At 71.7% G+C, this 24,788-nt stretch carries 27 protein-coding genes; 10 read left to right on the top strand and 17 right to left on the bottom strand.

Translation table 11 applies throughout. The features are described 5' to 3' along the window. Positions 1–41 precede the first annotated feature (41 nt). A complete protein-coding gene (locus AB4091_RS00420; protein ID WP_442289758.1) occupies positions 42–563 on the top strand; it encodes a hypothetical protein in 522 nt (173 codons plus the stop codon). 99 nt (positions 564–662) lie between these two features. On the opposite strand, the gene AB4091_RS00415 is transcribed toward AB4091_RS00420, so the two are convergent. Both AB4091_RS00415 and AB4091_RS00410 read right to left on the bottom strand, forming a co-directional pair. Beyond that, complete coding sequence (locus AB4091_RS00415; protein WP_386052329.1) at positions 663–1,346, bottom strand: response regulator; 684 nt, start codon at positions 1,344–1,346, stop codon at positions 663–665. Between the two features lie 55 nt (positions 1,347–1,401). Continuing rightward, complete coding sequence (locus AB4091_RS00410) at positions 1,402–2,757, bottom strand: sensor histidine kinase (protein WP_442289757.1); 1,356 nt, start codon at positions 2,755–2,757, stop codon at positions 1,402–1,404. Positions 2,758–3,035: 278 nt separating this feature from the next. Between AB4091_RS00410 and phoU the strand changes: the two genes are divergently transcribed. Together phoU and AB4091_RS00400 are read left to right on the top strand one after the other, a co-directional pair. Then, complete coding sequence (phoU, locus tag AB4091_RS00405; RefSeq protein ID WP_442289756.1) at positions 3,036–3,752, top strand: phosphate signaling complex protein PhoU; 717 nt, start codon at positions 3,036–3,038, stop codon at positions 3,750–3,752. Positions 3,753–3,895: 143 nt separating this feature from the next. Beyond that, on the top strand, positions 3,896–4,846 hold the full coding sequence (locus tag AB4091_RS00400; protein WP_442289755.1) for a type IV toxin-antitoxin system AbiEi family antitoxin domain-containing protein: 951 nt from the start codon (positions 3,896–3,898) through the stop codon (positions 4,844–4,846). 45 nt (positions 4,847–4,891) lie between these two features. Here the strand turns inward: AB4091_RS00400 and AB4091_RS00395 are convergent, their stop codons facing one another. From AB4091_RS00395 to mshA, 3 genes are all read right to left on the bottom strand, one after another. Continuing rightward, entirely contained in the window at positions 4,892–5,635 is a 744-nt protein-coding gene (locus AB4091_RS00395) for a phosphoglyceromutase (RefSeq protein WP_442289754.1), read from the bottom strand. Positions 5,636–5,659: 24 nt separating this feature from the next. Further along, on the bottom strand, positions 5,660–6,136 hold the full coding sequence (locus tag AB4091_RS00390) for a YbjN domain-containing protein (protein WP_442290285.1): 477 nt from the start codon (positions 6,134–6,136) through the stop codon (positions 5,660–5,662). Between the two features lie 92 nt (positions 6,137–6,228). Continuing rightward, positions 6,229–7,542 (bottom strand): D-inositol-3-phosphate glycosyltransferase, encoded by a 1,314-nt coding sequence (mshA, locus tag AB4091_RS00385; protein ID WP_442289753.1) that lies wholly within the window; start codon positions 7,540–7,542, stop codon positions 6,229–6,231. A gap of 128 nt (positions 7,543–7,670) precedes the next feature. On the opposite strand from mshA, the gene AB4091_RS00380 reads away from it, so the two are divergent. Together AB4091_RS00380 and AB4091_RS00375 are read left to right on the top strand one after the other, a co-directional pair. Continuing rightward, positions 7,671–8,495 (top strand): class I SAM-dependent methyltransferase, encoded by an 825-nt coding sequence (locus AB4091_RS00380; RefSeq protein WP_442289752.1) that lies wholly within the window; start codon positions 7,671–7,673, stop codon positions 8,493–8,495. A 27-nt stretch (positions 8,496–8,522) separates the two neighbouring features. After that, positions 8,523–9,497 (top strand): MEDS domain-containing protein, encoded by a 975-nt coding sequence (locus AB4091_RS00375; RefSeq protein WP_442289751.1) that lies wholly within the window; start codon positions 8,523–8,525, stop codon positions 9,495–9,497. A 270-nt stretch (positions 9,498–9,767) separates the two neighbouring features. On the opposite strand, the gene AB4091_RS00370 is transcribed toward AB4091_RS00375, so the two are convergent. The 9 genes from AB4091_RS00370 to AB4091_RS00330 form a co-directional block, all read right to left on the bottom strand. Next, entirely contained in the window at positions 9,768–10,226 is a 459-nt protein-coding gene (locus tag AB4091_RS00370) for a phosphomannose isomerase type II C-terminal cupin domain (RefSeq protein ID WP_442289750.1), read from the bottom strand. Positions 10,227–10,311: 85 nt separating this feature from the next. Next, on the bottom strand, positions 10,312–10,626 hold the full coding sequence (locus tag AB4091_RS00365) for a DUF2516 family protein (RefSeq protein ID WP_442289749.1): 315 nt from the start codon (positions 10,624–10,626) through the stop codon (positions 10,312–10,314). 51 nt (positions 10,627–10,677) lie between these two features. Continuing rightward, on the bottom strand, positions 10,678–11,103 hold the full coding sequence (dtd, locus tag AB4091_RS00360; RefSeq protein ID WP_442289748.1) for a D-aminoacyl-tRNA deacylase: 426 nt from the start codon (positions 11,101–11,103) through the stop codon (positions 10,678–10,680). A 13-nt stretch (positions 11,104–11,116) separates the two neighbouring features. Then, on the bottom strand, positions 11,117–12,109 hold the full coding sequence (locus tag AB4091_RS00355) for an asparaginase (RefSeq protein ID WP_442289747.1): 993 nt from the start codon (positions 12,107–12,109) through the stop codon (positions 11,117–11,119). A gap of 150 nt (positions 12,110–12,259) precedes the next feature. After that, positions 12,260–13,255, bottom strand: a complete 996-nt coding sequence (locus tag AB4091_RS00350) for a hypothetical protein (protein ID WP_442289746.1) — start codon at positions 13,253–13,255, stop codon at positions 12,260–12,262. Position 13,256: 1 nt separating this feature from the next. Continuing rightward, entirely contained in the window at positions 13,257–13,739 is a 483-nt protein-coding gene (locus AB4091_RS00345) for a helix-turn-helix domain-containing protein (protein ID WP_442289745.1), read from the bottom strand. 136 nt (positions 13,740–13,875) lie between these two features. Further along, positions 13,876–14,739 (bottom strand): 3-keto-5-aminohexanoate cleavage protein, encoded by an 864-nt coding sequence (locus tag AB4091_RS00340; RefSeq protein ID WP_442289744.1) that lies wholly within the window; start codon positions 14,737–14,739, stop codon positions 13,876–13,878. Between the two features lie 35 nt (positions 14,740–14,774). Further along, positions 14,775–15,821: a CAF17-like 4Fe-4S cluster assembly/insertion protein YgfZ gene (gene ygfZ / locus AB4091_RS00335; RefSeq protein WP_442289743.1), complete on the bottom strand. Its 1,047-nt coding sequence runs from the start codon at positions 15,819–15,821 to the stop codon at positions 14,775–14,777. 48 nt (positions 15,822–15,869) lie between these two features. Beyond that, the gene (locus AB4091_RS00330) at positions 15,870–16,367 is read right to left on the bottom strand and encodes an FABP family protein (RefSeq protein ID WP_442289742.1); all 498 of its coding nucleotides are present in this window, start codon (positions 16,365–16,367) and stop codon (positions 15,870–15,872) included. 23 nt (positions 16,368–16,390) lie between these two features. Here AB4091_RS00330 and AB4091_RS00325 point away from each other — a divergent pair, with 23 nt between their 5' ends. Then, entirely contained in the window at positions 16,391–16,762 is a 372-nt protein-coding gene (locus AB4091_RS00325; RefSeq protein WP_442289741.1) for a DsrE family protein, read from the top strand. A 69-nt stretch (positions 16,763–16,831) separates the two neighbouring features. On the opposite strand, the gene AB4091_RS00320 is transcribed toward AB4091_RS00325, so the two are convergent. Beyond that, a complete protein-coding gene (locus AB4091_RS00320; RefSeq protein WP_442289740.1) occupies positions 16,832–17,644 on the bottom strand; it encodes a hypothetical protein in 813 nt (270 codons plus the stop codon). A gap of 6 nt (positions 17,645–17,650) precedes the next feature. Next, on the bottom strand, positions 17,651–17,908 hold the full coding sequence (locus AB4091_RS00315; protein ID WP_442289739.1) for a MoaD/ThiS family protein: 258 nt from the start codon (positions 17,906–17,908) through the stop codon (positions 17,651–17,653). A 66-nt stretch (positions 17,909–17,974) separates the two neighbouring features. Here AB4091_RS00315 and AB4091_RS00310 point away from each other — a divergent pair, with 66 nt between their 5' ends. Continuing rightward, positions 17,975–18,679, top strand: a complete 705-nt coding sequence (locus AB4091_RS00310) for a response regulator transcription factor (protein WP_442289738.1) — start codon at positions 17,975–17,977, stop codon at positions 18,677–18,679. Between the two features lie 145 nt (positions 18,680–18,824). Here AB4091_RS00310 and AB4091_RS00305 read toward each other — a convergent pair whose 3' ends face one another. Beyond that, on the bottom strand, positions 18,825–20,636 hold the full coding sequence (locus AB4091_RS00305) for a bifunctional metallophosphatase/5'-nucleotidase (RefSeq protein WP_442289737.1): 1,812 nt from the start codon (positions 20,634–20,636) through the stop codon (positions 18,825–18,827). A gap of 194 nt (positions 20,637–20,830) precedes the next feature. Between AB4091_RS00305 and mshD the strand changes: the two genes are divergently transcribed. The 3 genes from mshD to AB4091_RS00290 all read left to right on the top strand — a co-directional run bounded on the left by mshD (position 20,831) and on the right by AB4091_RS00290 (position 24,771). Then, entirely contained in the window at positions 20,831–21,775 is a 945-nt protein-coding gene (gene mshD / locus AB4091_RS00300) for a mycothiol synthase (RefSeq protein ID WP_442289736.1), read from the top strand. A 44-nt stretch (positions 21,776–21,819) separates the two neighbouring features. After that, positions 21,820–24,117, top strand: coding sequence for an RNA degradosome polyphosphate kinase (locus tag AB4091_RS00295; RefSeq protein WP_442289735.1), 2,298 nt, complete (start codon positions 21,820–21,822; stop codon positions 24,115–24,117). A gap of 273 nt (positions 24,118–24,390) precedes the next feature. Next, the gene (locus AB4091_RS00290; protein WP_442289734.1) at positions 24,391–24,771 is read left to right on the top strand and encodes a hypothetical protein; all 381 of its coding nucleotides are present in this window, start codon (positions 24,391–24,393) and stop codon (positions 24,769–24,771) included. Positions 24,772–24,788: the final 17 nt, after the last annotated feature.

The raw sequence follows: 24,788 nt of genomic DNA, 5'->3' as shown, positions 1-24,788 counted from the left end.
TGCACGACGCGCCTGACAGCCCCGCCGGTAGGCTGTCGCCCGTGAAGCGTCGAATCCTCGCCCAGGCCCCCGCGCGTCGCCCGTCCACCCGTCGGGTGTCGACGGTGCTGGCCGGCGTGGCCCTCGCCGCCGTGACGACCGGTTGCCAGGTCAACTCGCCCGTCCAGACCGACGTCGAGTACGCCCCCGCCGACGGCGTCCAGGCCGACGTGGGCGAGCTCGCCGTGCGCGACCTCGTGCTCATCGGTGACGGCAAGGGCACGGTCGTCATCTCGGGGTCGGCCATCAACCTCGGCCAGCAGGACATGACCGTCAAGATCGCCGCGCAGGCCGACCCGAACGCCACGACGCCGCCCACAGGCTCCGAGGTGCAGCTCGGCCCACGCCAGCAGGTCGACCTGGCCACGAAGGGACTGCAGCTGAGCGCCGTCACGACCAAGCCGGGCGGCATCGTGCCGGTCACCGTCACGTCCAGCACCGGCGGCACGGCCGTCGTCAGGGTGCCGGTCCTACCCGCCACCGGCTACTACGCCACCGTCACGCCGGCGCCGACCGGCAGCTGAGCCACACACGTACGCTCGAAGACCGAGGACGTACGCGAGGAGCGGGCCACCGCACGGTGGGCCGCTCCTCGTGTGTGTGGGTGTCCGACCCCGTCGCGGTCAGTTGGCCTCGAACTTGTAGCCGAGCCCCCGCACGGTGACGATGTGCACCGGGTTGCCCGGGTCGGGCTCGATCTTGGCGCGCAGGCGCTTGACGTGGACGTCGAGGGTCTTGGTGTCGCCGACGTAGTCGCTGCCCCAGACGCGGTCGATGAGCTGCATCCGGGTCAGCACGCGACCCGAGTTGCGCAGCAGCATCTCGAGCAGCTCGAACTCCTTGAGCGGCAGTGAGGCGGAGCGTCCCTCGACGCTGACCGTGTGGCGCTCGACGTCCATGCGCACCGGCCCCGACTCGAGCGTCGAGGGCAGCAGGTCCTCGGGCTCGGCCAGGCGGCGCAGCACCGCCTTGACGCGCGCGAGCAGCTCGCGGCTCGAGTAGGGCTTCGTGACGTAGTCGTCGGCCCCGATCTCGAGCCCCACGACCTTGTCGATCTCGCTGTCCTTGGCCGTCAGCATGATGACGGGCACCGAGGAGCGCTGGCGCAAGGCGCGGCACACGTCGACACCGGACAGCCCGGGCAGCATGAGGTCGAGCAGCACGAGGTCGGCGCCGTTCTTGTCGAACTCCGCCAGGCCGTCCGGCCCGGTCTCGGCCACGGCGACGTCGTAGCCCTCCTTCTTGAGCAGGTAGGACAACGGGTCGGAGAACGACACCTCGTCCTCGACGATCAGAATGCGACTCAAGACGTACCTCTCGGGGTCAGGCGGCTGGCCGGCGGGGGGTGGGTTGGGGGTCTGGTCAGGCGTTGACGGTCGGGCCGGTCTCGCTCGCCTCGGTGGCAGGCGGGGACGGCGGTCCGGGAGCCTCGGGACCCGGCTCGGCACCCGGCTCGGGACCTGGCTCGGCACCCGGCTCGGCACCCTGCTCAGGGCCCGGCCCGGCGGCATACGCCCCGGGTGGGTCGACGGTCACGGGTGCGGTGGGCGCGGGCGCCGTGGTCTTCGGTGCCGCGGGCTCGATGGACGCCGACGCGTTGGCGGCGGGCAGCTCGATGGTGAACGTGGAGCCGCGGCCGACCTCGGACCACACCGACACGTTGCCGCCGTGGTTGTCGGCGACGTGCTTGACGATCGCGAGGCCGAGCCCGGTGCCCCCGGTCGCCCGCGAGCGCGCGGTGTCGACGCGGTAGAACCGCTCGAAGATGCGCTGCTGCTCGTCGGCCGGGATGCCGAGACCCTGGTCGGTCACGGACACGTCGATGACGCCCGGTCTGCCACGGCGGACCATGACCCCGACGCGCGTGCCCTTCTCGGAGTACGCGATCGCGTTGCCGATGAGGTTGCTGATCGCCGTCGTCACGAGCTCGGCGTCGCCCCACACCTCGCAGCCCTCGTCGATGGCTGCCGCGAGCTCGATGCGGTTCTCCTCGGCCAGGAGGCGGCTGCGGTCGGCGGCGTCGCGGGCGCAGGCGCCCACGTCGATGATGGCGGGGTCCTTGACGACGTCGGCGCCCTGGAGGCGTGACAACTCGACGATCTCCTTGACCAACCGCGTCAGGCGGGTGGACTCGACGCTGATCCGCTTGGCGAAACGGGCGACGGCCTCGGGGTCGTCGTGCGCGTCGAGCACGGCCTCGGCGAGCAGCGAGATGCCACCCACCGGGGTCTTCAGCTCGTGGCTGACGTTGGCGAGGAAGTCGCGGCGGATCTCCTCCACCCGGGCCGCCTTCGAGCGGTCCTCGACGAGCAGCAGCACGTGGTCGGCGCGAAGGGGTGCCACGCGGGCCGCAACGACGAGGCGGCCGTCGCCGAGACCCTTCTGCAGCACCAGCTCGGCCTCGCGGATGACGCCGTCGCGGCGCACGGCCCTGGCGAGGTGCAGCAGCTCGGGGTGGACGAGCTCCTGCCCGCGGACCAGCCCCTGGGCGACGGCGGCGGGCGAGTTGTTGACGACGCGGTCGGACGAGTCGACGACGATGCCGCTCGAACGCAGCACCGCGATCACCTCACCGACGCCCGGGGGCAGTGGCGCGTCGGGCGGGGCGGGGTCGTCGGCGGCGGACGAGCGGTCCGACAGGCGTACGGCGACCATCGCCAGGCCGCCCAGGGCGAGGCCGGCGATGCCACCGAGCGTTGCCGCGGTCGTCGGGTCCACGACACTCAGCGTACGCATGCGTCCGGCAGGCTCTGACCACGCACGGCCTCGTCGTGCGCGGCGCGAACCCACTGTTCACCTGAGCGTCCCCGCGCATTCACGCAGCCCTGCGAACCTCTGCACCAGCGGGGCCAGTGTCTCCCCGCGCGGTGTGCCTCCCGCGCGCCCACGCGGTGGCAGGCTGGAGCACGACGCCAGACACGACCAGCGCCCCGAACCGCGCCAGAACGGCGCGAGACCGCGCCACCACGGCACGACCGGCAACTGACAGGAAGACCATGCGCGACCAGTTCCACGAGGACCTCGACACCATCTCGGACCAGCTCGTCGAGCTGACCCGCCTCGCCGGCTCGGCCATCTCCCGCGCCACCACCGCGCTGCTCGACGCCGACGTGCACCTCGCCGAGTCGGTCATCGAGGCCGACCGCAAGCTCGACGACATCCGCATCGAGCTCGACGAGATGTCGATCGACCTGCTCGCCCGGCAGCAGCCGGTCGCGACCGACCTGCGCATAGTCGTCACGGCGATGCACATGAGCTCCGACCTCGAGCGGATGGGCGACCTCGCTCGCCACGTCGCGAAGGTGGCGCGGCTGCGCACGCCCGACTCGGCCGTGCCGCCCGAGCTGCGCTCGCACATCCTGCAGATGGGCCAGGTCGCCGAGGCGATCGTCGCCAAGTGCGGCTCGATCATCGCGAGCAAGGACGTCGCCGCCGCCATCGCCCTGGAGAAGGACGACGACGCGATGGACGAGCTGCACCGCCAGCTCTTCGCCGCCCTGCTCGACGAGAACACGACGTGGTCGCGCAGCTCGATCCTCGACCTGACGCTCGTCGGCCGCTACTACGAGCGGTTCGCCGACCACGCCGTCTCGGTGGCCCGCCGCGTCGTCTACCTCGTCACGGGCGAGTACGACTCCGAGGTCAGCTACGACCACGAGGACGCCGAGGACGCCGACGTGCTCGAGTCCATCGAGCACGACTCCCACGCCTGACGGCGCTTCACCCGTCCCGTGGAGGGTTGACGTTGCCGGGGCAGCGTCAACCCTCCACGCGTATGCCGTATGCCGTATGCCGTATGCCATGTGCCTGGGGACAGCGCGCCCGGCCACTCCGCCGAACGCGGCAGGCTCGACCCATGCGCCGAGACCTCCGTGCCGTCGCCGGCTCGCAGCTCGGGCTCGTCACCCGCGCCCAGGCACTCGAGGCGGGCCTGACCGACGCCGCGGTGCGCTGGAAGGTCGAGTCAGGACGGTGGGCCCAGGTGCAGCGCGGCGTCTACTCCACGACGCCCGGCCGTGACGACTGGCACGCCCGGGCGCTCGCCGCGCTCCTGCGGGTCGGCATCCCCTCAGCCCTCTGCGGGCCGAGCGCCGGCTTTCTCTGGGGGCTCGTGCCGCACCCGGGACCTGACGTCCACGTCGTCGTCCCCACCGGCCGGCGGCCCGAGACGACCCCCGGCATCGTCGTCACCCGCAGCCGCCACGCCTACGAACGCACCGACGAGCGGGCCTGGCCACACCGGATCGGCATCGACCACACGGTGTTCGACCTCGCGCAGGGCCAACCCCTCGACCGCGCCGTGGCACTCGTGGCCAAGGCCGTCGGGACGCGCCGCACGACCGTGCGCAACCTGCGCCACGCCCTCGGGCAGCGGCCGAACCAGTCGCACCGCAGCCTCCTGCTGGAGGTTCTCGCCGATGTCGCCGCCGGCGCCGAGAGCCCGGCCGAGCGCCGCTTCACGCGCGACGTGGAGCAGGCCCACGGGCTGCCGGCCTCGGTGCGCCAGGCCGACGAGCCGGGCGCCACCCGCTGCGACAACGACTACCCGGAGCTACGGGTCAAGGTCGAGGTGGACGGGCGCCTCGGGCATGCCGGCTGGGCGAACCAGCAGCGCGACGGCCGACGCGACCGCCGCAACGCGGCAGGCCGCTGGCTGACGGTCCGGGTCTACTGGAGCGACGTCGCGGTGACGCCGTGCGAGACCGCGCTGGAGCTCGGGGCCATCTTCCGCGGCCGCGGATGGGGTGGCTCAGCCCGCCGCTGCCGTCGCCGGGGCTGCCCGGCGGGTCGGCCTGTGGAGGGTTGACGTTGCCAGGGCAGCGTCAACCCTCCACGGGCCAGGCGCAGGAGGTCAGCGGCCCTGGTTGGCGACGGCCTCGGCGGCAGCCTTGGCGGCCTCGGGGTCGAGGTAGCGCCCACCCCGGGTGACCGGACGGAACTGCTCGTCGAGCTCGTAGACCAGCGGCATACCCGTCGGGATGTTGAGGGCCGCGATGTCGTCGTCGGAAATCTCGTCGAGGGTCTTGACGAGCGCGCGCAGCGAGTTGCCGTGGGCGGCGACCATCACGGTGAGCCCGTCGGCGAGGTCGGTCTGGATCTCGTTCTCCCAGTAGGGCATCAGGCGCGCGACGACGTCCTTGAGGCACTCGGTCGCGGGCATCGCGGGCCCGAGGCCGGCGTAGCGCGGGTCGCCGTGCTGCGAGAACTCGTCGTCCTCGTCGATGGGCGGAGGCGGGGTGTCGTAGGAGCGGCGCCACAGCATGAACTGGTCCTCGCCGAACTGCTCGAGGGTCTGCTTCTTGTCCTTGCCCTGCAACGCGCCGTAGTGCCGCTCGTTGAGGCGCCAGTCACGCTTGACCGGGATCCAGTGCCGGTCGGCGGCGTCGAGCGAGAGGTTCGCGGTCGTGATGGCGCGCCGCAGCAGCGACGTGTGCACGATGTCGGGCAGGATGCCGGCCGCCTTGAGCTGCTCGCCGGCGCTCACGCCCTCGGCGCGGCCCTTGTCGGTGAGGTCGACGTCGACCCAGCCGGTAAAGAGGTTCTTGGCGTTCCAGTCGCTTTCGCCATGACGGACGAGGACGAGCGTGTAGGTCATGGCCGCCAGCCTACCGACGGCCGTTCAGGCGCCCGAGCCGTCGTCCAGCAGGTGACGGAACGCGTCCAGGTTGCGCGTCGACTCGCCACGCGAGACTCGCCAGGCCCACTCCTTCTTCATCGAGCCGAGGAAGCCGAGCGCCAGCAGCTCGTTGAAGACGTCGTCGCTGGCCCCGAGCACGATGCCGAAGAGCTGGTCGAGGTGCTCGGCGTCGAGCGCCACCGTCGGCACCTCTCCACGCAGGTAGACGTCGCCGTCGTTGTCGATGGCGTACGAGACACCCTGCAGGCGCAGGTTCTTGCGCAGCAGCGTGCGGTAGAAGGCCTCGTGGTTCTCGTCGGGGTTGCGGATGACGAACGCGCTGAGGCTCGTCGTGCGGTCACGCACGAGCACGGACACGACGGTCTTCAGCTTCTTCTCGCCGGGCAGGGTCACGACGTACTCCCCCGGGCGCCCGCCGAGCTCCCACTCGAGCCCGACCGAGCCGAGGTATGCCGTCAGGCGGGCTTCCGCTGCCGCACCGGCCTCCGCGACCCCGCGGCCCTCACCCGCCTCGCCGCTCGGCTGCCCTTCGGCGTCGACCGCCTGTTCGCTCACGGGATGACCGCCGTCGGGACGCCGACGAGGGTCTGCCCCTCGTCGATGGGCGACTCGGCCGAGCCGGTGGCGCGCTCGCGGATCGCCTGTCGGTAGACCTCGAGGAGCCGGTCGGTCGTGGCCGCCCACCCGAACTGCGCCGCGTGCCGGACCGCTGCCGCGCCGAGCTCGAGGCGTCGGTCGTCGTCACGCAGCAGGGACTCGACGGCGTCGGTCCAGTCGGGGATGTCGTGGCCGTCGACGAGCACACCCGCCTCGCCGACGGCGGTGGGCAGCCCGCCGACGTGGGCGGCGACCACGGGGGTGCCGCACGCCTGGGCCTCGATGGCGACGAGACCGAACGACTCGGAGTAGCTCGGCACGACGACGAGGTCTGCGGCGCGGTACCACTGGGCGAGCGTGGGCCGGTCGACGGGGCGGACGAACCGGACGACGTCGTCGATGCCGAGGGTGCGGGCGAGCTCCTCGAGCTCGTGCGGGCGGCTCAGGCCGCTGCCGCTGGGGCCGCCGAGCACGGCGACGGTCAGGTGCTCCCGACGGGTCGGGTCGCGGCGCAGCAGCTCGTCGGCGACGCGGAGCAGCACGTCGGGGGCCTTGAGCGGCTGGATGCGGCCGACGAAGAGGAGCAGCCGGCCGTCGGGCCGCAGCGCGAGGTCACGACGCGCAGCCCCGCGGTCGCCCGGCGTGAAGGTCGACAGGTCGACCCCTGGGGGCACGACGGACACCTTGTTCGGCGGGGCCGCATACAGCTCGACGAGCTCGCGGGCCTCGTCGTCGGTGTTGGCGATGAGGCGGTCGGCGGCCTCGACGACCTGGACCTCGCCGATCTCGCGGCCGCGGGGCTCGGGGTTGTCGCCCTCGGCGAGGTGGAGGTTCTTGACGCGCGCCATCGTGTGCATGGTGTGGACGAGTGCGACGCGCCAGCGATCGGCGGCGAGCCAGCCGACCTGGCCCGAGAGCCAGTAGTGCGAGTGGACGAGGTCGTAGTGGTCCTCGGGCACCGAGAGCCCGGCCTGCATGATGCCCGCGGAGAAGGCGCAGAGCTGGCCGGGCAGGTCCTCCTTGGCGAGCCCCTCGTAGGGGCCGGAGGTCACGTGGCGCACCTTCACGCCCGGCGCCAGGTCGACCTCGACGGGCGTCTCGCCGGTCGTGCGCCGGGTGAAGATGTCGACCTCGACGCCGCGGGCGGCGAGCTCCTTGGCCGTCTCGGCGACATAGACGTTCAGCCCGCCCGCGTCACCGGTGCCCGGCTGCTCCAGCGGTGAGGTGTGGACGCTGATCATCGCCACGCGTCTCGGCTCGACCGCCATCGGCATCCCTTCGTCCTGCGCACACATGCTCTTCCCCGACTCAACCACACCGGCGATTCGATGTATTCCGCGGTCGCCGGCGACCGCGGCATACATCGAGCCGGCTGCACACCGCGTACGCTCGCGGCGTGGCCAGGCAGCGCCCCGTGGGGACCATCACGCGCGGGACGACCAACCCGAACCGGCTGCGTCGCTGCGACCGCTGGATCGCCGGACCGCAGGGCTGGCGGCTGCGGCGCAGCCCCACACCGCCCGTCGTCGTCGACCTCGGTTACGGTGCCTCGCCGATCACGGCGGTCGAGCTGCACGACCGGCTGCGGCGCGTGCGACCCGACGTGCAGGTCGTCGGCGTCGAGATCGACCCCGAACGCGTCGCCGCGGGACGACCGCTCGAACGCGACGGTCTGACCTTCCGGCTCGGCGGCTTCGAGGTGCCGCTCGACGGCGGCGCCCGCCCCACGGTCGTGCGGGCCTTCAACGTGCTGCGCCAGTACGCCGAGCACGAGGTCGCCGACGCGTGGGCCCTCGTGCAGGCGCGGCTGGCCCCCGACGGGCTGCTCGTCGACGGCACCTGCGACGAGATCGGCCGGCGGGCGGCCTGGGTGGCGGTCGACTCGACCGGGCCGCTCAGCCTGACCCTGTCGCTCCGGATGGGCGGCCTCGAGCGCCCGTCGGACGTCGCCGAGCGGCTGCCCAAGGCCCTGATCCACCGCAACGTGCCGGGCGAACCCGTCCACGCCTTCCTCGCCGACCTCGACGGCGCCTGGGCCCGCAGCGCGCCGCAGTCGTCCTGGGGCGCGCGGCAGCGGTTCCTAGCGATGTGTGAGGACGTACGCCGGCGCTGGCCGCTGCTCGACGGGCCGTCGCGCTGGCGGCTGGGTGAGGTGACCGTCGGCTGGTCGGCCGTCGCACCGACGCCCCGGGAACTCACAGGAGAAAGAGCCGACCCGTGACGCGGCCGTCGGCGTAGCATCGGCACCATGTCGCTCGACGGCATGACCGCCTGGGGGCGAGGCCATGCAGTGAGTTTCTACGCACTCGACAGTGAGGGTATCGACGCCGTCGCGCGATTCGTCGCGGACGGGTGGGACCGCGACGAGTGCGTCGTCGTCGTGGCCACGGCACAGCACCGGGCCGCCGTGGCAGACCTGCTGGCCGGGCGCGGCTACGACCCTGCCGCGCGCACCGGAAACGGCCGCTTCCTCGCGCTCGACGCCGAGGAGACCCTGGAGCAGATCATGCTCGACGGACGCGTCGACCCCGACCTCTTCCTGGCCCGTGCCGGCCAGGTCATCGCGCGGGCCTCCTCCGCGGGGGTCCCCATCCGGGCGTTCGGCGAGATGGTCTCGCAGCTCTGGCAGAACGGCCTCGTCGAGGCGGCGATCGAGCTCGAGCTGATGTGGAACCAGCTGCTCCGCGAGCACGACTTCACGCTGCTGTGCGCCTACCCGACCGGTGCGTTCGAGCATGCCCAGCTGGTCGACGTGCGCCGGGTCTGCGAGCTGCACACCGACCTGCTGCCGCCGAGTGCAGCCTGGGAGCAGGGCGGGGTCGTCGAGGCCGGCCACGCCTGCTCGCGCGTCTACCTGCCGACCCCCGAGTCCGTGCCGGCGGCCCGGCACTTCGTCGTCGACGTGCTCCGTTCGTGGGGGCACGCCGACCTCGCCCCCGACGCGGCGCTCATCGTCTCCGAGCTGGCCACGAACGCCCTGCGCCACGCCGCCTCCCCGTTCCGCGCCGTCGTCGACCGGCGACGCGGCGGACTGAGGGTCGGCGTCGAGGACGCGACCGAGGCTCCGCTGCAGCGGCGCGAGATCACGATCGACGACGTCAGCGGCCGAGGCGCCCACATCGTCGAGGCGCTGTCGGAGCGCTGGGGCTCCAGCCCCCTGCCGGGCGGCAAGGTCGTCTGGGCCGAGCTCCCGCTCGGCTCGAGCCGGTCCCGCGTCGGCTGAGCGCAAACGCCGGGAGCATCAAGCGGCAGATCAGCCTGCACCCGGTGCTGCCCTGACGACACCACCTGCCGACTGATCCGCAGACAGACCCGTCGGCAAATCAGTCGGCGGATCAGTCTGCGCCGAGGTGGATCAGTCGGCGGATCAGTCTGCGCCGAGGTGGATCAGTCGGCGGATCAGTCCGCGGCGAGGCGGTTCACCCCCGGGGCACGCGTATGCCGCCGGGCTCGGCCCGGCGGCATACGTGGTCTGGTTGGTGGTCGGCCCGCGTCAGCGGACGTAGTCGTCCTCGATGCGCTCGATGTCGGCCTCGTCGAAGTGGCCGAAGCCGACCTCGAGCAGGCGTCCGGGGCGCTCGCCGGAGTTGCCCATGCGGTGCACCGCGTTGCGCGGCACCCAGACGGTCTCGCCGGGCTGCGCGGTCCAGGTGCGGTCGTCGACCGTGACCTCGATCGGCACGTCGAGGACCTGCCACATCTCGCCGCGGTGGTCGTGGCGCTGCAGCGAGAGCCGGTGCCCCGGCTGGACCGTGATGATCTTGACCGTGACCTGCTCGTTGGAGACGAACTGCTGGAACTGACCCCAGGGGCGCTCGGCGACGAAGATGTCATCGGCCGGGTTGCGATCACCCAGGTCGTAGTCGTCGGGCGTGTGCGTCGGACCCAGCTCGTGGTCGTGCTCGTGCGGGTCGAGCGCTGAGACGCTCCCAGCGTGGTGCTGGTCGGTCATGGTTCCCCCATCGTCGGTGAGTGCCCAGTGTGCCCTACCCGGACCGGCCCACGGACCACACGCCGTACGGTCGGGCCCACCTCGGTCACCACCCGCCGCTGGACCGGCCCCCGATGCCGCGCACCTGGCGCAGGGCCGGGCGCACGTCGGCGAGATAGACGGCAGAGCCGACGAAGGCGATCAGGCCGAAGAGGCTCAGGGGGTTGAAGAGGGTGACGAACCCGATCGCCAGCGCGACTCCGAGGACGACGAGCCAGAACGTGCGCGTGCGCTTGCCGGCCGCGACGTACGCCCTGTCGGGGTGGCGCAGGGCGTCGACGAAAGCGAAGGCCTCGCAGCCGAGCGCGACCGCCCCCAGCACGAGGAGGACGACGTTCTGGAACCCCGAGTAGAGCTGCATGGAGGAAGCGTAACCCGCGGTGCTGAGAGCTCCCAGCGATCTCCCAGACGGCTACGCGTCGACGACGAGGGTCACCGGGCCGTCATTGACGAGGGAGACCTCCATCATGGCGCCGAAGCGCCCCTGCTCGACCTCGACGCCGCGCTCGCGCAGGGCCTCGACGAGCGCCGTCACGAGGGGCTCGGCGACGGGACCGGGCGCTGCCGCGCTCCACGAGGGCCGGCGGCCCTTGCGGGTGTCGGCGTAGAGCGTGAACTGGCTGACGACGAGCACCGGCGCCCCGGCGTCGAGGAGGCTCTGCTCGTCGCGCAGGATGCGCAGCTCCGCGATCTTGCGCGCCATCCGCTCGACCTGCTCGGGTCCGTCGTCGTGGGTGACCCCGACGAGGGCGAGCAGGCCCGCTCGGTCGATCGCTCCGACGACCTCGCCCTCGACCTCGACGCGCGCGCTCGTGACGCGCTGCAGGACCGCCCGCATCGCTCGCCGGCCGTCAGATGCCGACGGCGACGACGGCCCCGACGGGCTGGCCGTGGCCGAGCACGGGCGCCTGCTCGAGGACGGCGAGCACCTCGTCACTGCCGACCCCGATGCGGCGCAGCACGGCGGCGAGCACCACGCTGCGGGCCCGCGACGTGCCGTCGGCGACCTTGACGGCGATCCCGCGGCCGTCGCGCAGCCCGACGGCGTAGACGGCCTCGGCGCCGTCCTTGGCGACGAGCCCGTCGACGCCACGGATCAGCGTGGTCACGTCGCGGCGGGTGCCGCCGAGGTACTCCGGGTAGTCGCGCATGGCCCGGGCGATCTTGGCCTCGGGACCGTCGGTGGCCGAGGCGAGCCTGCCGAAGGCCCGCGCCAGTGCGGTCAGCGGCACGGCGTGGATCGGGGCTCCGCAGCCGTCGACCGCGACGGCGGCGGGCTCGGCGCCGGTCAGCTCCCGCACCGTGTCGGCGACGGCGACCTGCAGGGGGTGCTCGAGCTGGCGGTAGGTCTCGAGGTCCCAGCCGTTGGCGACGCACGTGGCGAGCATCGAGGCGTGCTTGCCGGAGCAGTTCTGCACGATCGACTGCTTGGGCCGGCCGTTCGCGATCCAGGCGATGCGCGCGGCGTCGTCGTACGGGTAGTCGGGCGTGTTCTGCAGCGCGGTCTCGGGCAGGCCGGCGCCGTTGAGGATCTCGCGCGCGGCGTCGACGTGGAACTGCTCGCCCGAGTGGCTGGCACACGCGAGCGAGAGCAGGCGGCCGTCGGTGTCGAGGCCGTGCCTCACCATGGCGAGCGCCTGGATCGGCTTGCTCGAGCTGCGTGGGAAGACGGGCCCGCTCGCGTCGCCGACCTCGAGCTCGACGGACCCGTCGGGGCCGGTCACGACGGCCGTGCCGTGATGGACCGACTCGACGAAGCCGGCCCGCACGACGTGGGCGACGACCGGCGCAGCCGAGAGGGCCGCACTGACGGGGGTGGACGCGGTGGCAAGGTGATCCGACACGCCCCGCAGTATGCCGGAGCCTGCCGGGAGCGGCTTCCGGCAGGGTGGCGCGTCGTCCCGGTCGGAGGAACGCGACGAGGCCGCCACCCGGATCGGGTGACGGCCTCGTGCGGGCTGTCGCGGCTCCGCCTGGAGTCGCGGCGGGCGAGGTCAGCTCGTTGCCGAGGTGGCCTTCCCGGCAGCGCTCTTGGCCGGCGTCGCCTTCTTGGCGGCCGCGGTCGCGCTCTTGGCGGTGTCGGTCGTCTTGGCGACCGCCTTCTTCGTCGTCGTCTTGGCTGCGCGCTTGGCCGGAGCGACCTTGCGGGCCGCGGTGGCCTTCGGGTCGTCGGTCGTGGCCGAGCTGCGGGCGGCGACCTTGCGGGTCGTCGTCGCCTCGGTCTCGTTGGCCTTGCGCGTGGCGGCCGCCTTCTGTGCGGACGAGCTGCGGATGGCCTTCTCGTGGGCGGCGGTGCGCTTCGGCTCGACCGGCGCAGCGGCGGCCTCGACGGCCTCCGCCGACTTCTCGACCTGGGCGCCGACCTTGGAGGCGTCCTTGACGACGACGTCCATGACGCCCTGGGCGACCTTCTCGCCCTCGCTCACGGCCGTCTCGGCGACGCGACGGCCGCGGGTCACGGTGGCGGTGCCACGCTCGGCGATGCCGAAGGCGGTGCGCTCACCCTGGGCGCGCAGATCGGTGACGACCTTCTCGCCGCGAGCCGCGGCGGCGTCGTACTGGTCCTTGGCGTTGCTCGCGATGACGAGGCCCTCGTTGAGGACGCGGGCCGGGAGGTCCTGCGCCTGCGTGACGAAGCGGTCGGCATACCTGGTCGCGAGCTTCTGCAGCTCGATTGTGCGGCCCTGGAGGTCGACGATGCGCTTCTGGAGCTCCTTCTGCAGCTGGTCCGCCTCCTTCTTGGCGCCCTTGCGCAGGTCGACGGTCTTGGCCTGCTTGCGCGCGGCATCGAGCTGCTCGCTCGCGGAGCGGACCGTGTCGATGGCGATGTTGGCGGCGCCGACGACGGCGTAGAACGGCGTCGGGTCGACCGAGACCTCGGGCAGCTTGCCGTCGACCTGGCCGAGCTGGCCACGCACGTCGGCGACGGCGGCCTCGGCCTGCTTCTGGGCGTCCTTGACGGCCTTGGTGATCTTCTTGCTGAGAGCCATGTCAGTTCTCCTTCTGGATGGACTCGTTGAGCTCTGGTGGCGCGTCAGCGACTCTGCTGCGCGTGGGTCGCCGGCGCGGTGCCGGCTTTCGTGCGGTGGTGTCTCGAGGGGTGCTGGGCGCTGGCGTGCCGGCCTCGCCGACGAACGACAGGTAGATGTCGACGAGCACCGCGCGCTGCCGGTCGGTCAGGACCGGGTCGGCTGCGATGGCGGAGAGGACGTCGGGGCCGGCGGCAGGGTCGTGGTCGACGACCCGCTCGTCGAGGATGCCGGCCCGGACGTAGAGCGACTCGGCCGAGACCTGCAAGCCCTTGGCGATCTGCTGCAGGATCTCGGCGCTCGGGCGCTTCAGCCCTCGCTCGATCTGCGACAGGTAGGGGTTGGAGATGCCGGCCATGTCGGCAAGCTGGCGCAGCGACAGCTGGGCACCCTCGCGCTGTTCGCGCAGGTAGGCCCCCAGGTCGGGTAGCGGAAGCTTGCTCATGCCTCCATTGTGCTAACTAGAGCAAGCAAAATGCAAACTCCGGGCAGCGTGAGCCGTCCCACACTCTCGCGTCCGTCACGAACGTGAAGGAAAGTGGGCACTCGACCCCTAGGTCGAGTGCCCACTTCGGACACGGTCAGCGGGTGCGGCGGTCCTTGATCGCGAGCAGCTCGCGCGCCTCGGTGGTCGTCATGGCCGGGCGCTGCATGACGCTCGCGATCTCGGCGGCTCGCGCCACGAGCTCGCGGTTGTGCTCGACGGGACGACCCTTGGCGTACATGAGGTTGTCCTCCATGCCGACGCGCAGGTGGCCACCGGCCGCGAGGGCGGCGGCGACGATCGGCAGGTGGGCGCGGCCGATGCCCGTGGCCGACCAGCTGGTCACCTCGGGCGGCAGCATCGCGACGCCGGCCATGAGGGCCTGCGGGGTGCCGGGCATCGAGCCGGGAACGCCGGTGACGAAGTCGACGTGCACCTTGCCGCCGAACGGCAGGCCGCACTCGTCGATGAGCCGGCGCAGGGCGTGCACGTGGCCGAGCTCGAACAGCTCGAACTCCGGGACGACCTCGCGCTCCTGCGCCTGCCGGTAGAGGTCGACCATGAACCCCCAGGGGTTGAGGAAGACGCCGTCGCCGAAGTTGGTGGTGCCGCAGGTGAGCGAGCAGGAGTCGGGGTCGGCGTCGAGCACGGTGAGGCGCTTGTCGAGGGGGTCGGTGACGGCGCCTCCCGTCGACAGCTGGACGACGAGGTCGGTGGCCTCGCGCACACCGTCGACGGCCTCCTTGAGGAAGCCCCCGTCGAGGGTCGGCTGGTGCTCGCGGTCGCGCACGTGGATGTGGATGAGCGCCGCCCCGGCCTGCTCGCAGGCGACCGCCGTCTCGACGAGCTCCTCGGGTGTCGTCGGCAGCGCCGGGACGTCGGCCTTGGCGGTCTCGGCGCCGGTGGGCGCAACGGTGATCAGGGTGCTCCCCGAGCCGGACCGGGTGCGTGCGGTGCTCATGGCGCACATCCTGCCAGCGCCCGGGGCGCCGTCGGTCAGGGGGCGACGATCGTCGTCTGGGCTGCCGAGAGTCCCTCGACGAGCAGGTCGAGAGTCGGGTCGGTGTTGCGCTTGATGACCGCGAGGGCGATGGGTCCGTCGACGTGGTGGCGACCGACGGAGGTCACGTGACCGACGACCCGCTCGCCGGCATACACATCGCTCCCCCGAGCCGGCAGCAGGTGCCCCGAGCCGTCGAGGTGGAGGAAGACGAGGCGCCGCGGCGGGCGGCCGAGGTTGTGCACGCGGGCCACCGTCTCCTGACCGCGGTAGCAGCCCTTGTGCAGGTGCACGGCGGTGCGCAGCCAGTCGACCTCGTGGACGATCGTGCGGTGGTCGGTCTCGAGGCCGAGCCGCGGGCGCCAGGCCGCGATGCGGAGCGCCTCGGCGGCCCACAGGCCTGCGAGCGGCCGATCACCCACTGCCGCAACGAGATCGGCGCGGGGCACGAGGATCTCGCGCCAGGCGCGCTCGGTGCCGGGATGCTCGTCGACGGGGCCGTATGCCGTCGTGTCGCCGACGAGGTCGGGCCACGGGTCGCGCCACGCCAGGGGCTCGCCGTCGGCGGACTCGCTGGCGTGCGGCTCGCCGAGCACGGCCCACTCGTCGGTGACGAGGGCGACCTCGACGCGCAGCATGAACCGCATCCTGTCGAGCCACTCGGCGAGGGCGGCGCCCGCACCCGGTTCGGTGGTGACCCACGTCGTCTCGCCGTCGTCGACGAGGTGGAGCGAGTGCTCGACGTGGCCCTTCGGCGTGAGGACGAGCGCCTCGCGCGACTGCCGGGGCTCCAGGTCGAGCAGGTGCTGTGTGGTGAGCGAGTGCAGCCAGCTGAGGCGGTCGGGGCCGGTGACCGTGACGACGTCGCGGTGCGACAGGTCGACGACGGCGAGGCCCTCCTCGAGCAGTCGCTGCTCGCGCATCGGGTCGCCGTAGTGCAGCGCCACGCCCGACTCGAGACCCTCGCCCGCAACCGCACCCGGCCGCGCGAGCAGGGGGCTCGGGGCCGTCGTGGGTCGGGTGGGCAGCTCGACGTCGCTCATGCCTGGGGCAACGCTGACGGCATACGGCTCATTCCGTGAGTCACCTGGTCACTCGACGCGCTTGAGCGTGGCGGACACGTGGCTCTGGATCTCCTGGCCGACGGCGGCCATGTCCATGACCCACATGAGCTGGGACTCGACGAGGCCGTACATGCGCGTCGCCGCGTTGTACTCCTTGGCGCCCGGGGCGCGCAGCACGCCGTCGGTCTTGAGCTGGATCTTGGCGGGCTCGATCTTGCCGTAGTAGAGCTCGAGGATGCCGGTCGGATGGGCCAGCAGCAGCTCGACCTCGCCGTTCTCGAGCGGGCGCCAGAAGCCGGACTCGACCGCGGCGGGGCGCACCTTGGCGCCGTTCTCGGAGTCGAGGATCCACGCTCGGCTCTCCCACTTGAGGAAGCCGCGCCCGTCGTGCGTCACCTCGACCTCCTGGCCGAAGTGCGCCGACTCGATCGTGGGGTAGCCGACGACCCCGGCGCCCTCCCAGCGTCCGATGAGCCACGCGAGGGGACGCAGCGGCTCGGGGATGTCCTGGTCGAGGTTGAACATGCGCCCGATCGTAGCCTGATCCCATGGACTCCCCCGCGCGCTCACTCGTCGTCAAGGTCACCGCCGGAACCGAGGCGCCAGAACGTCTCTCGCAGGCCTTCACGGTGGCCGCAACGGCGGTCGCGAGCGGTGTCGACGTGTCGCTGTGGCTTACCGGCGAGTCCACGTGGATGGCGGTGCCGGGGCGGGCCGAGGAGTTCGAGCTGCCGTATGCCGCACCGCTCGTCGACCTGCGCGACGCGGTGATCGCGGGTGGCCGGCTGACCGTGTGCACGCAGTGCGCGGCCCGGCGCGGCCTCACCGAGGACCAGCTCATCGAGGGTGCGGTCATCAAGGGCGCGGCCGTCTTCGTCGAGGAAGTCATGGTGCCGGGGGCGCAGGCACTCGTCTACTGACCCACGAACTCTGGCCTCTCGACGGGTGGAGACCCACGAACTATGGCCTCTCGACGGGTGGAGGGCGGGTCAGGTGAGGACGGAGAAGAGGTGCACGACGGCGCCGACGACGAGCACCGAGCCGGCGCCGGAGCCGATCTGGCCGCGGCGGGTCAGCATCGCCGGCTGCAGCGACAGCACCCGTCGGAACGACCACGACACGGTGCCCACGGCCGCCCCGATGCCGAGCGCCTCGAGCGCGCCGACCTCGTCGAAGAAGTTGGCCGCCACGAGTGACGCCAGGACGGACACCGCGAGCGCCACGAGCCCCAGGAACGGCGTGAGCACCCGCACGCCCGGCAACAGGTCGACGGCGACGGCCGCACCGACGGCTGCCATCGCCACGACGGCGACGGCCTGGCCGCGGTCGCTGTTCGCAGCGACGACCGCCGTCGTGCCCGACGCGATGACGGCCAGGCCGCCGAACGCCGAGAGCAGCGTGAGCACGAGTCCCTCGCGTCCGGTGCGCCGCACGAGCTGGCCGGAGAAGGCGAGCAGGACGCCGAAGGCCACCGCGGCCGGCACCCAGAGGAGGTCCTGGCGCAGCGCGCTCAGCACGATCGCCACCGAGCTCGCCGCGAGCGCGACCGTCGTCGCCATCGGTGTGTAGGAGCCGCTCAGCAGCGGCCAGCCCCACGCCACCGCGAGGGCGAGCACGAGCGTGACACCGAGCGTGGCGGCATACCCGTTGGCCTGGGCGGCGAGGAGCGCCACCGCCGAGACGAACGTCGCGCCCACGCCGAACCAGCGGATGTGGTCGGCACGGACCGGCGACAGCGGCAGACGGAGCGACCCTTCGGGGGCTCCCGTGCGGGCTGCGTCGTCGTCAGGCACGGGGGCCATTGTGCATCACCCGCCGGCGAACGGCGGCAGCACCTCGACCGTCGCGCCGGCTGCCACGACGTGGTCGCGACCGACCTTGCGCCCGTCGAGCAGGAAGGTCGCGACCGTGGCCACGTGCCCCAGGTCCGGGTGTGCGACGACCGCGGCGTCGACGACCTCGCCGACGGTCGCGCCGGAACGCTGCTCGCTGTCGGTGCCCGTGGCCGCGCGGGCCGCCGCCCAGTAGCGCACGGTGACCGTCGCCGCTGCCGTCGTGGTGGCCATCTCGCTCCGTCTCATCGTTCGTGTGGTCCGGTCCCGGGGTGACCAGTCTCGCCTATCCTGCATGAGATGGCCCGACTGCTGCTGCTGACCAACGCGCTCGCCCCGAGCGCCGAGGTACTGCCCGCGCTCGGCCTGCTGAGCCACACGGTGCGCATCCTGCCCGCCGAGGCCACCGCTCTCGTCGACTCGCCCGACTGCGACGTCGTCATCGTCGATGCGCGACGGGAGCTCGCGAGCGCCCGGTCGCTGTGCCGGGTGCTGCGCACCACCGGAATCGGCACTCCCCTGCTGGCCGTCCTCACCGAGGGCGGCCTCGCTGGTCTCACGGCTGAGTGGGGTCTCGACGACGTGCTGCTCGACTCCGCCGGACCTGCCGAGGTGGATGCCCGCCTGCGGCTCGCGATGACGAAGGGCCAGGACGACGAGGCCGACCTCGACATGCCGATCACCTCGGGCGAGCTCGTCATCGACGAGGCCAGCTACTCGGCGAAGTTCCGCGGCCACCCGCTCGACCTGACCTACAAGGAGTTCGAGCTCATCAAGTACCTCGCGCAGCACCCTGGCCGGGTCTTCACCCGCGCCCAGCTGCTGCAGGAGGTCTGGGGCTACGACTACTACGGCGGCACCCGCACGGTCGACGTGCACGTGCGGCGGCTGCGGGCCAAGCTCGGGCCCGACCACGAGGCGCTCATCGGCACGGTGCGCAACGTCGGCTACCGGCTCGTGCCCGACCGCCCCGAGACACCCGCCGCGCAGACCGCCGACGCCTGAGGCGCTCGTCCGGGGCGCCGCCACGCGACCTTCCGTGCGCTCCGGCCTCGAGCGCGGGCTGCCAGACAGAGCAGAGGTGCCCGTATGCCGCTGAGCGAGCTCGGCGGCATACGGGCACCTGAATACTGCTGGGACTAGCCCATGGTCACGGGACGAGCACCCTCGAGATGCGGCTCGGGACGAGCGGCGAGTACGGCGAGTGGGCCGTGAGGTAGGCCGCGAAGCCGTCGATGTCGAGCCCGCCGAAGTACTTGGCCGTGCCCGCCTTGAAGGCCGGGAAGCCGTCGCCACCGTCGGAGAGGAAGTTGTTGGTGACGATCCGGTAGGTCGCCGCCTTGTCGACCGGCACGCCGTTGAGCTTGACCGAGCCGTCGTCGACGGTGGCCGTGTCGTTGTCGGTCTTCTCCGTGCCGTTGCCGAGCTGGGTGTAGCTGTAGGTGAACCCCTTGCTGATCTGGAGCACCTTGGGGCTGCCCGCGCTGTTGGCGCCGTTGAACTGCTGGTTCAGCAGGTCGTAGATGCCCTGCCCCGTGATGTCCATCGACACGAGGTAGTTGTTGAAGGGCTGGACGGTGAACGCCGACTGGTAGGTGATGTTCCCGTTGGCGCCGGCCACCAGGTCGGCGCGGATGCCACCCGGGTTCATGAAGGCGACGACGGGCGTCTTGCCGCCGGTCACGACGGACGGGTCGGCGAGCTGGGCGTCGGCGATGAGGTCACCGAGCGGCGACTCACCGGCGCCGTTCTGGGTCTTGCTGACCGAGGTGCCGACGATCTGGCCGAGAACCTTGTCGGCGATCGCCTTGACGAGCTTGGAGTACGTCGCGATGATCGCGGACTCGGCGGAGTCCTTGGCGACGTCCTGGGTCACGAGCCGGTTGCGCGAGTCGGCGGTCGTCGGGCGCACGATGTCGCTCGTGCGGCGGTCGTAGGTGACGGTCGTCTCGTTGAAGAGGCGGCCGAAGGAGGACGCCGAGGTGACGAGGCGCGGCTTGCCGACGGGGTCGGGCAGGCTGCAGACGTACGGCTGGTGGGTGTGCCCGGAGATGATCATGTCGATCGCCGGGTCGAGGCCCTCGGCGACCGGGATGATCGGGGAGTCGGCAGACAGCGTGCCGCCGCCCTTGCAGGTGAAGTCGTAGGGTGTGTTGGCCGGGACGTTGCCGCCCTGGTGCAGCAGCACGACGATCGCGTTGACGCCCTGGGCCTTGAGCACGGGGACGAGCGCGTTGGCGGTCTTGACCTCGTCGGTGAACTCGAGTCCGGCGACGCCGGACGCGGTGACGATGGACGGGGTGTCCTTGAGCGTCATGCCGATGAAGCCGACCTTGGCGCCGTTGAACGTCTTGACGGCGTAGGGCGGCAGGATCGTCTTGCCCGTGGCCTTCTCGACGACGTTGGCGGCGAGGTACTGGAACTTCGCGCCCGTGAACCTGTGGGCCGCGCAGGAGTTCTGGTTGTTGGCGCCGTCGCCGTCGTCGATGCAGCCGCCGTGCTGCAGGCGCTGGAGCTCCTTGTAGCCCTCGTCGAACTCGTGGTTGCCGACGGCGGTGATGTCGAGGCCGAGCGTGTTGAGCGCCTCGACGGTCGGCTCGTCGTGGAACGCGGCCGACAGCAGCGGGGAGGCACCGACCATGTCACCCGCGGCCACCGTGACCGTGTTGGCGTGACCGACCCGCGCCTGCTTGAGGTGTGTGGCGAGGTACTCGACGCCGCCGACCAGGGTCGTGTCGTCCTTGGTGGGGCCGGTCTGGATCTTGCCGCTCGAGCCGCCGGGTGCCTCGAGGTTTCCGTGGAAGTCGTTGAACGACAGGATCTGGATCGGGAACTGGGTCTTGCCCGGGGCCTTGCTCGTGTCGGGCCCCGCAGTGGGTGCGGCGAGGGCCGGGGCCGCGAGGGCCGCGACGCAGGCACCTGCGAGCGCGACGCCGGCGATGCGGCGGGTGGAACGGGACATGTCTTCCCCTTGCTCATGGATGGTGAACGTGCCCGCGGGCACCCGGGGAGGGTATCCCCGCCGGAGGGCGAAATGGGGTTTGCGAGGCAATGGTCCGGTAAAGGCTGAATGTCCTCCGCACGGCGCCCGCGACCACCACCCGGTGAGCACGCACCGGACCGCGGGGACGTCGCTGCTCGTGGTGGAATCGCCGTATGCCGGCTCCGACCATTGCGCGCCACGACACCACACACCCCTTGCCCGCCGAGCAGGCCGAGGCGGTGCTCGCGCTGGCCGACGCCGCGGCAGCCCACGACGGCGCGCGGCCGTTGTCGGAGCAGTTCCGACTCTCGGTGCAGGCCCGCGAGCACGACGGTGTCGAGCACCTGCTTGCGCTCGCCGCCGACGGCTCGGTCGTCGGCTACGCGCAGTCCCGGGCCTCTGACAGCGGTGACGGCGGCGATGGCGGTGACGGCGGCGCCCCCTCGGGCGAGCTCGTCGTCGCCCCGAACGCCCGCCGCGCCGGCGTGGGCACGGAGCTGCTTCGGGCCCTGCCCGACGGCATACGCCTCTGGAGCCACGCGGTGGGGGCCGCGGCCGACGCCGCGACCGACTTCGCGTCGGCGCTCGGTCTCGTGCCGGTCCGCTCCCTGCACGTCATGGGACGGTCTCTCACGAGCGGCGACCCGTGGCCGGAGGCCATGGTCGACCCGAGGTATGCCGTCCGCACCTTCGAGCCCGGACGCGACGAGGACGCCTGGTTGGCCCTCAACGCAGCTGCCTTCGCCCACCACCCCGAGCAGGGCTCGCTGCGCCGGGCCGACCTCGACCAGCGGATGGCCGAGCCCTGGTGGGACCCCACCGGGCTGATCGTCGTCGTCGGGGCCGACGACCCCGACGTGCTCGTGGCCTCGCACTGGACCAAGGTCGACCCGCCCACCGGCGAGGTCGGTGAGGTCTACGTCGTCGCGGTCTCGCCCGACCACCAGGGCGAGGGGCTGGGCCGCGCCGTCACCGTGCTGGGCCTGGACCACCTGCGCTCGCTCGGGCTGGCCCGCGTCGTGCTCTACGTCGACGAGGACAACGTCGCGGCCGTACGCACCTACACCGCCTTGGGATTCGAGGACCTCGAGGTGCACCGCCAGTACGCCCGCGGCTGAGACGAGTTCACCCTCCCGTCGCGCATCGGTGCCACGATGGGCGCATGAACAGCGGCAGCCTCGCCCCCACCGACCTCGAAGAGCGCACCTCGGCCACCACCGATGGAGACGTGGCGACGGACGTCAGCGAGGTCAGCTCGTTCACGAGCACCGTCCCGTCCCGACGGGTGCCGCCGCGCGGCGCGAACGGCCGGTTCCTCGGAGCCGGGCCCCTCCCGCGAGCCGAGGAGCTCGCCGACGACCTGCCGGCCGACCGCTTCCTCGAGCGCGAGCTGTCGTGGCTGCAGTTCAACGAGCGCGTGCTGCAGCTGGCCGTCGACACCTCCGTCCCGCTCCTGGAGCGGGCTCGCTTCCTCGCGATCTTCTCGAGCAACCTCGACGAGTACTTCATGGTGCGGGTGGCCGGCCTCAAGCGTCGCATCGCGACGGGGCTCGCCGTGCGCACGGCGGCCGGCATCGAGCCCCGAGAGCTCATCGAGCGGATCGCTCGGCTGGCCCACGAGCTGATGGCCCAGCACGCCGCGGTCTTCCAGCACGAGGTGCGCCCGGCGCTCGCCGACGAAGGCATCACCATCGTCCGGTGGGACGAGCTCGACGACGCCGAGCGCGAGCCGTTGCACTACTTCTTCGCCGAGCGCGTCTTCCCCGTGCTGACGCCGCTGGCCGTCGACCCCGCGCACCCGTTCCCCTACATCTCCGGGCTCTCGCTCAACCTCGCGGTGCTGCTGCAGAACCCGAAGACGGGTTCCGAGCACTTCGCCCGGCTGAAGGTGCCCCCGAGCCTCCCGCGGTTCATCCTCATCGACGAGGACATCGACGTCGAGCGCAAGCGGTTCGTCCCGCTCGAGGACGTCATCGCGAGCCACCTCGACCAGCTCTTCCCCGGCATGATCGTGATGGAGCACTTCTCGTTCCGGGTCACCCGCAACGAGGACCTCGAGGTAGAGGAGGACGACGCCGAGAACCTGCTGACCGCCCTCGAGAAGGAGCTGACCCGGCGACGGTTCGGGCCGCCCATCCGGCTCGAGGTCGCGGACGACATGGACCCGAAGGTCCTCGACATGCTCAGCCGTGAGCTGCAGATCAGCGAGCGCGAGATCTACCGGCTGTCCACGCCGCTGGACCTCACCGGGCTGTGGACGCTCACCGACGTCGACCGGTCCGACCTCGAGTACCCCAAGTTCTTCCCGCGCACGCACCCGGACTTCGCCCCCACCGAGAGCTCGAAGGCGACCGACCTCTTTGCTGCCGTGCGCACCAAGGACGTCCTCGTCCAGCACCCCTACAACTCGTTCTCGACGTCGGTGCAGGCCTTCATCGAGCAGGCTGCCGCCGACCCGCGGGTCCTCGCCATCAAGCAGACGCTCTACCGCACCTCGGGCGACTCCCCGATCATCGACTCCCTCATCGACGCCGCCGAGGCCGGCAAGCAGGTGCTGGCGGTCGTCGAGATCAAGGCCCGCTTCGACGAGGTCAACAACATCTCGTGGGCCCGCAAGCTGGAGGAGGCGGGGGTCCACGTCGTCTACGGCGTCGTCGGCCTCAAGACCCACGCCAAGCTGTGCCTCGTCGTGCGCCAGGAGGCCGAGGGTCTCGTGCGCTACTGCCACATCGGCACCGGCAACTACAACCCGAAGACGGCGCGCATCTACGAGGACTTCGGCCTCTTCACCTGCGACCCACAGGTGGGCGAGGACCTCTCGCGCCTGTTCAACCAGCTCTCCGGCTTCGCCCCTCGTAGCCGGTTCAAGCGGCTCCTCGTCGCCCCGCGATCGGTGCGATCCGGCCTGATCGACCTCGTCGACGAGGAGATCGAGATCCAACGGGCCCGGTCGAAGGACGCCCCGCCGGGACGCATCGCGCTCAAGGCGAACTCCATCGTCGACGAGGCCACCATCGACGCGCTCTACCGGGCGAGCATGGCCGGCGTGCGCGTCGACATCTGGGTGCGCGGCATCTGCGCGATCCGCCCCGGCGTCGAGGGCCTCTCCGAGAACATCCGCGTCCGCTCGATCCTGGGCCGCTTCCTCGAACACTCCCGCATCTTCTGGTTCGACCACGGCGGTGACCCGCAGGTCTTCATCGGCAGCGCGGACATGATGCACCGCAACCTCGACCGTCGCGTCGAGGCGCTCGTCCGGATCAACGAGTCGGCACACCTCGCAGAGCTGGGCGACCTCATCGACCTCGCGTTCGCCGACACGACCTCCCGCTGGGACCTCGGATCCGACGGGCGCTGGGTGCGCCACCACCTGAGCGACGCGGGCGACCCGCTCGACGACCTGCAGGCGAAGCTCATCGAGCGCCACGACAAGCGGCGCCGAAAGGCTCGTCGCCGCTGAGGTCGGCTCGGTCGGCTCGGTCGGCGCGCAGTCGCATCCCGCCGATGTGGGGCAGTTCGGGCAGAGAGGGTCACGGTCTGGCGCATTCGCCTGCGGCAGCACCCGATGAGGAGTAGGCCGGGACGAGGGCGTTCGCCGAACAGCCCGAAGTCCACCGTCGAGGTGGCACGTTCCCGTCGCAGCGCAGCACCGGCGCCGAGGTGCTCGACAGCCCGTCGATTCCGCCGACCCGCCGACGTCGCACCGCTCCGGGCATCGCCGGAAGGAAGCACCATGATCAAGCGTCTCTGCGTCTCCCTCGCCTCAGGAGCCATCGCCGTCGTCGCACTCGCGCCTGCGGCATCCGCGGCAGCCACCCCCATCGGATCCACGTGCGACGACGGGACGTCGATCGTGCTGGTCTTCAACGGAGGCGGGAACTTCACCCCCGGACACCTCGTCGGGGGCACGGCGACGTACGTCACCCAGTCGATCGACGCGACGCGGGTGTTCACCCCGACCGTGGGCCCTGTCGAGGTGACCGAGTTCCACGTGGTGAAGCCGCACGTCGCTGCCCACGTCACGACGTGCGTGTTCGACCTCACCCGCGTCACGCCCACGGGCACCTTCCACGCCTTCGGGACGTCGACGTTCCTGGTCACACCGAACTCGTAGGCCGCTCACGAACGTGC

This window comes from Terrabacter sp. 2RAF25, from assembly GCF_052115265.1.
In the GTDB taxonomy this organism is placed as follows: domain Bacteria; phylum Actinomycetota; class Actinomycetes; order Actinomycetales; family Dermatophilaceae; genus Terrabacter.
The sequence above is the reverse complement of the archived record's forward strand: the minus strand, read 5'-3'. Positions and strand labels throughout refer to the sequence as shown.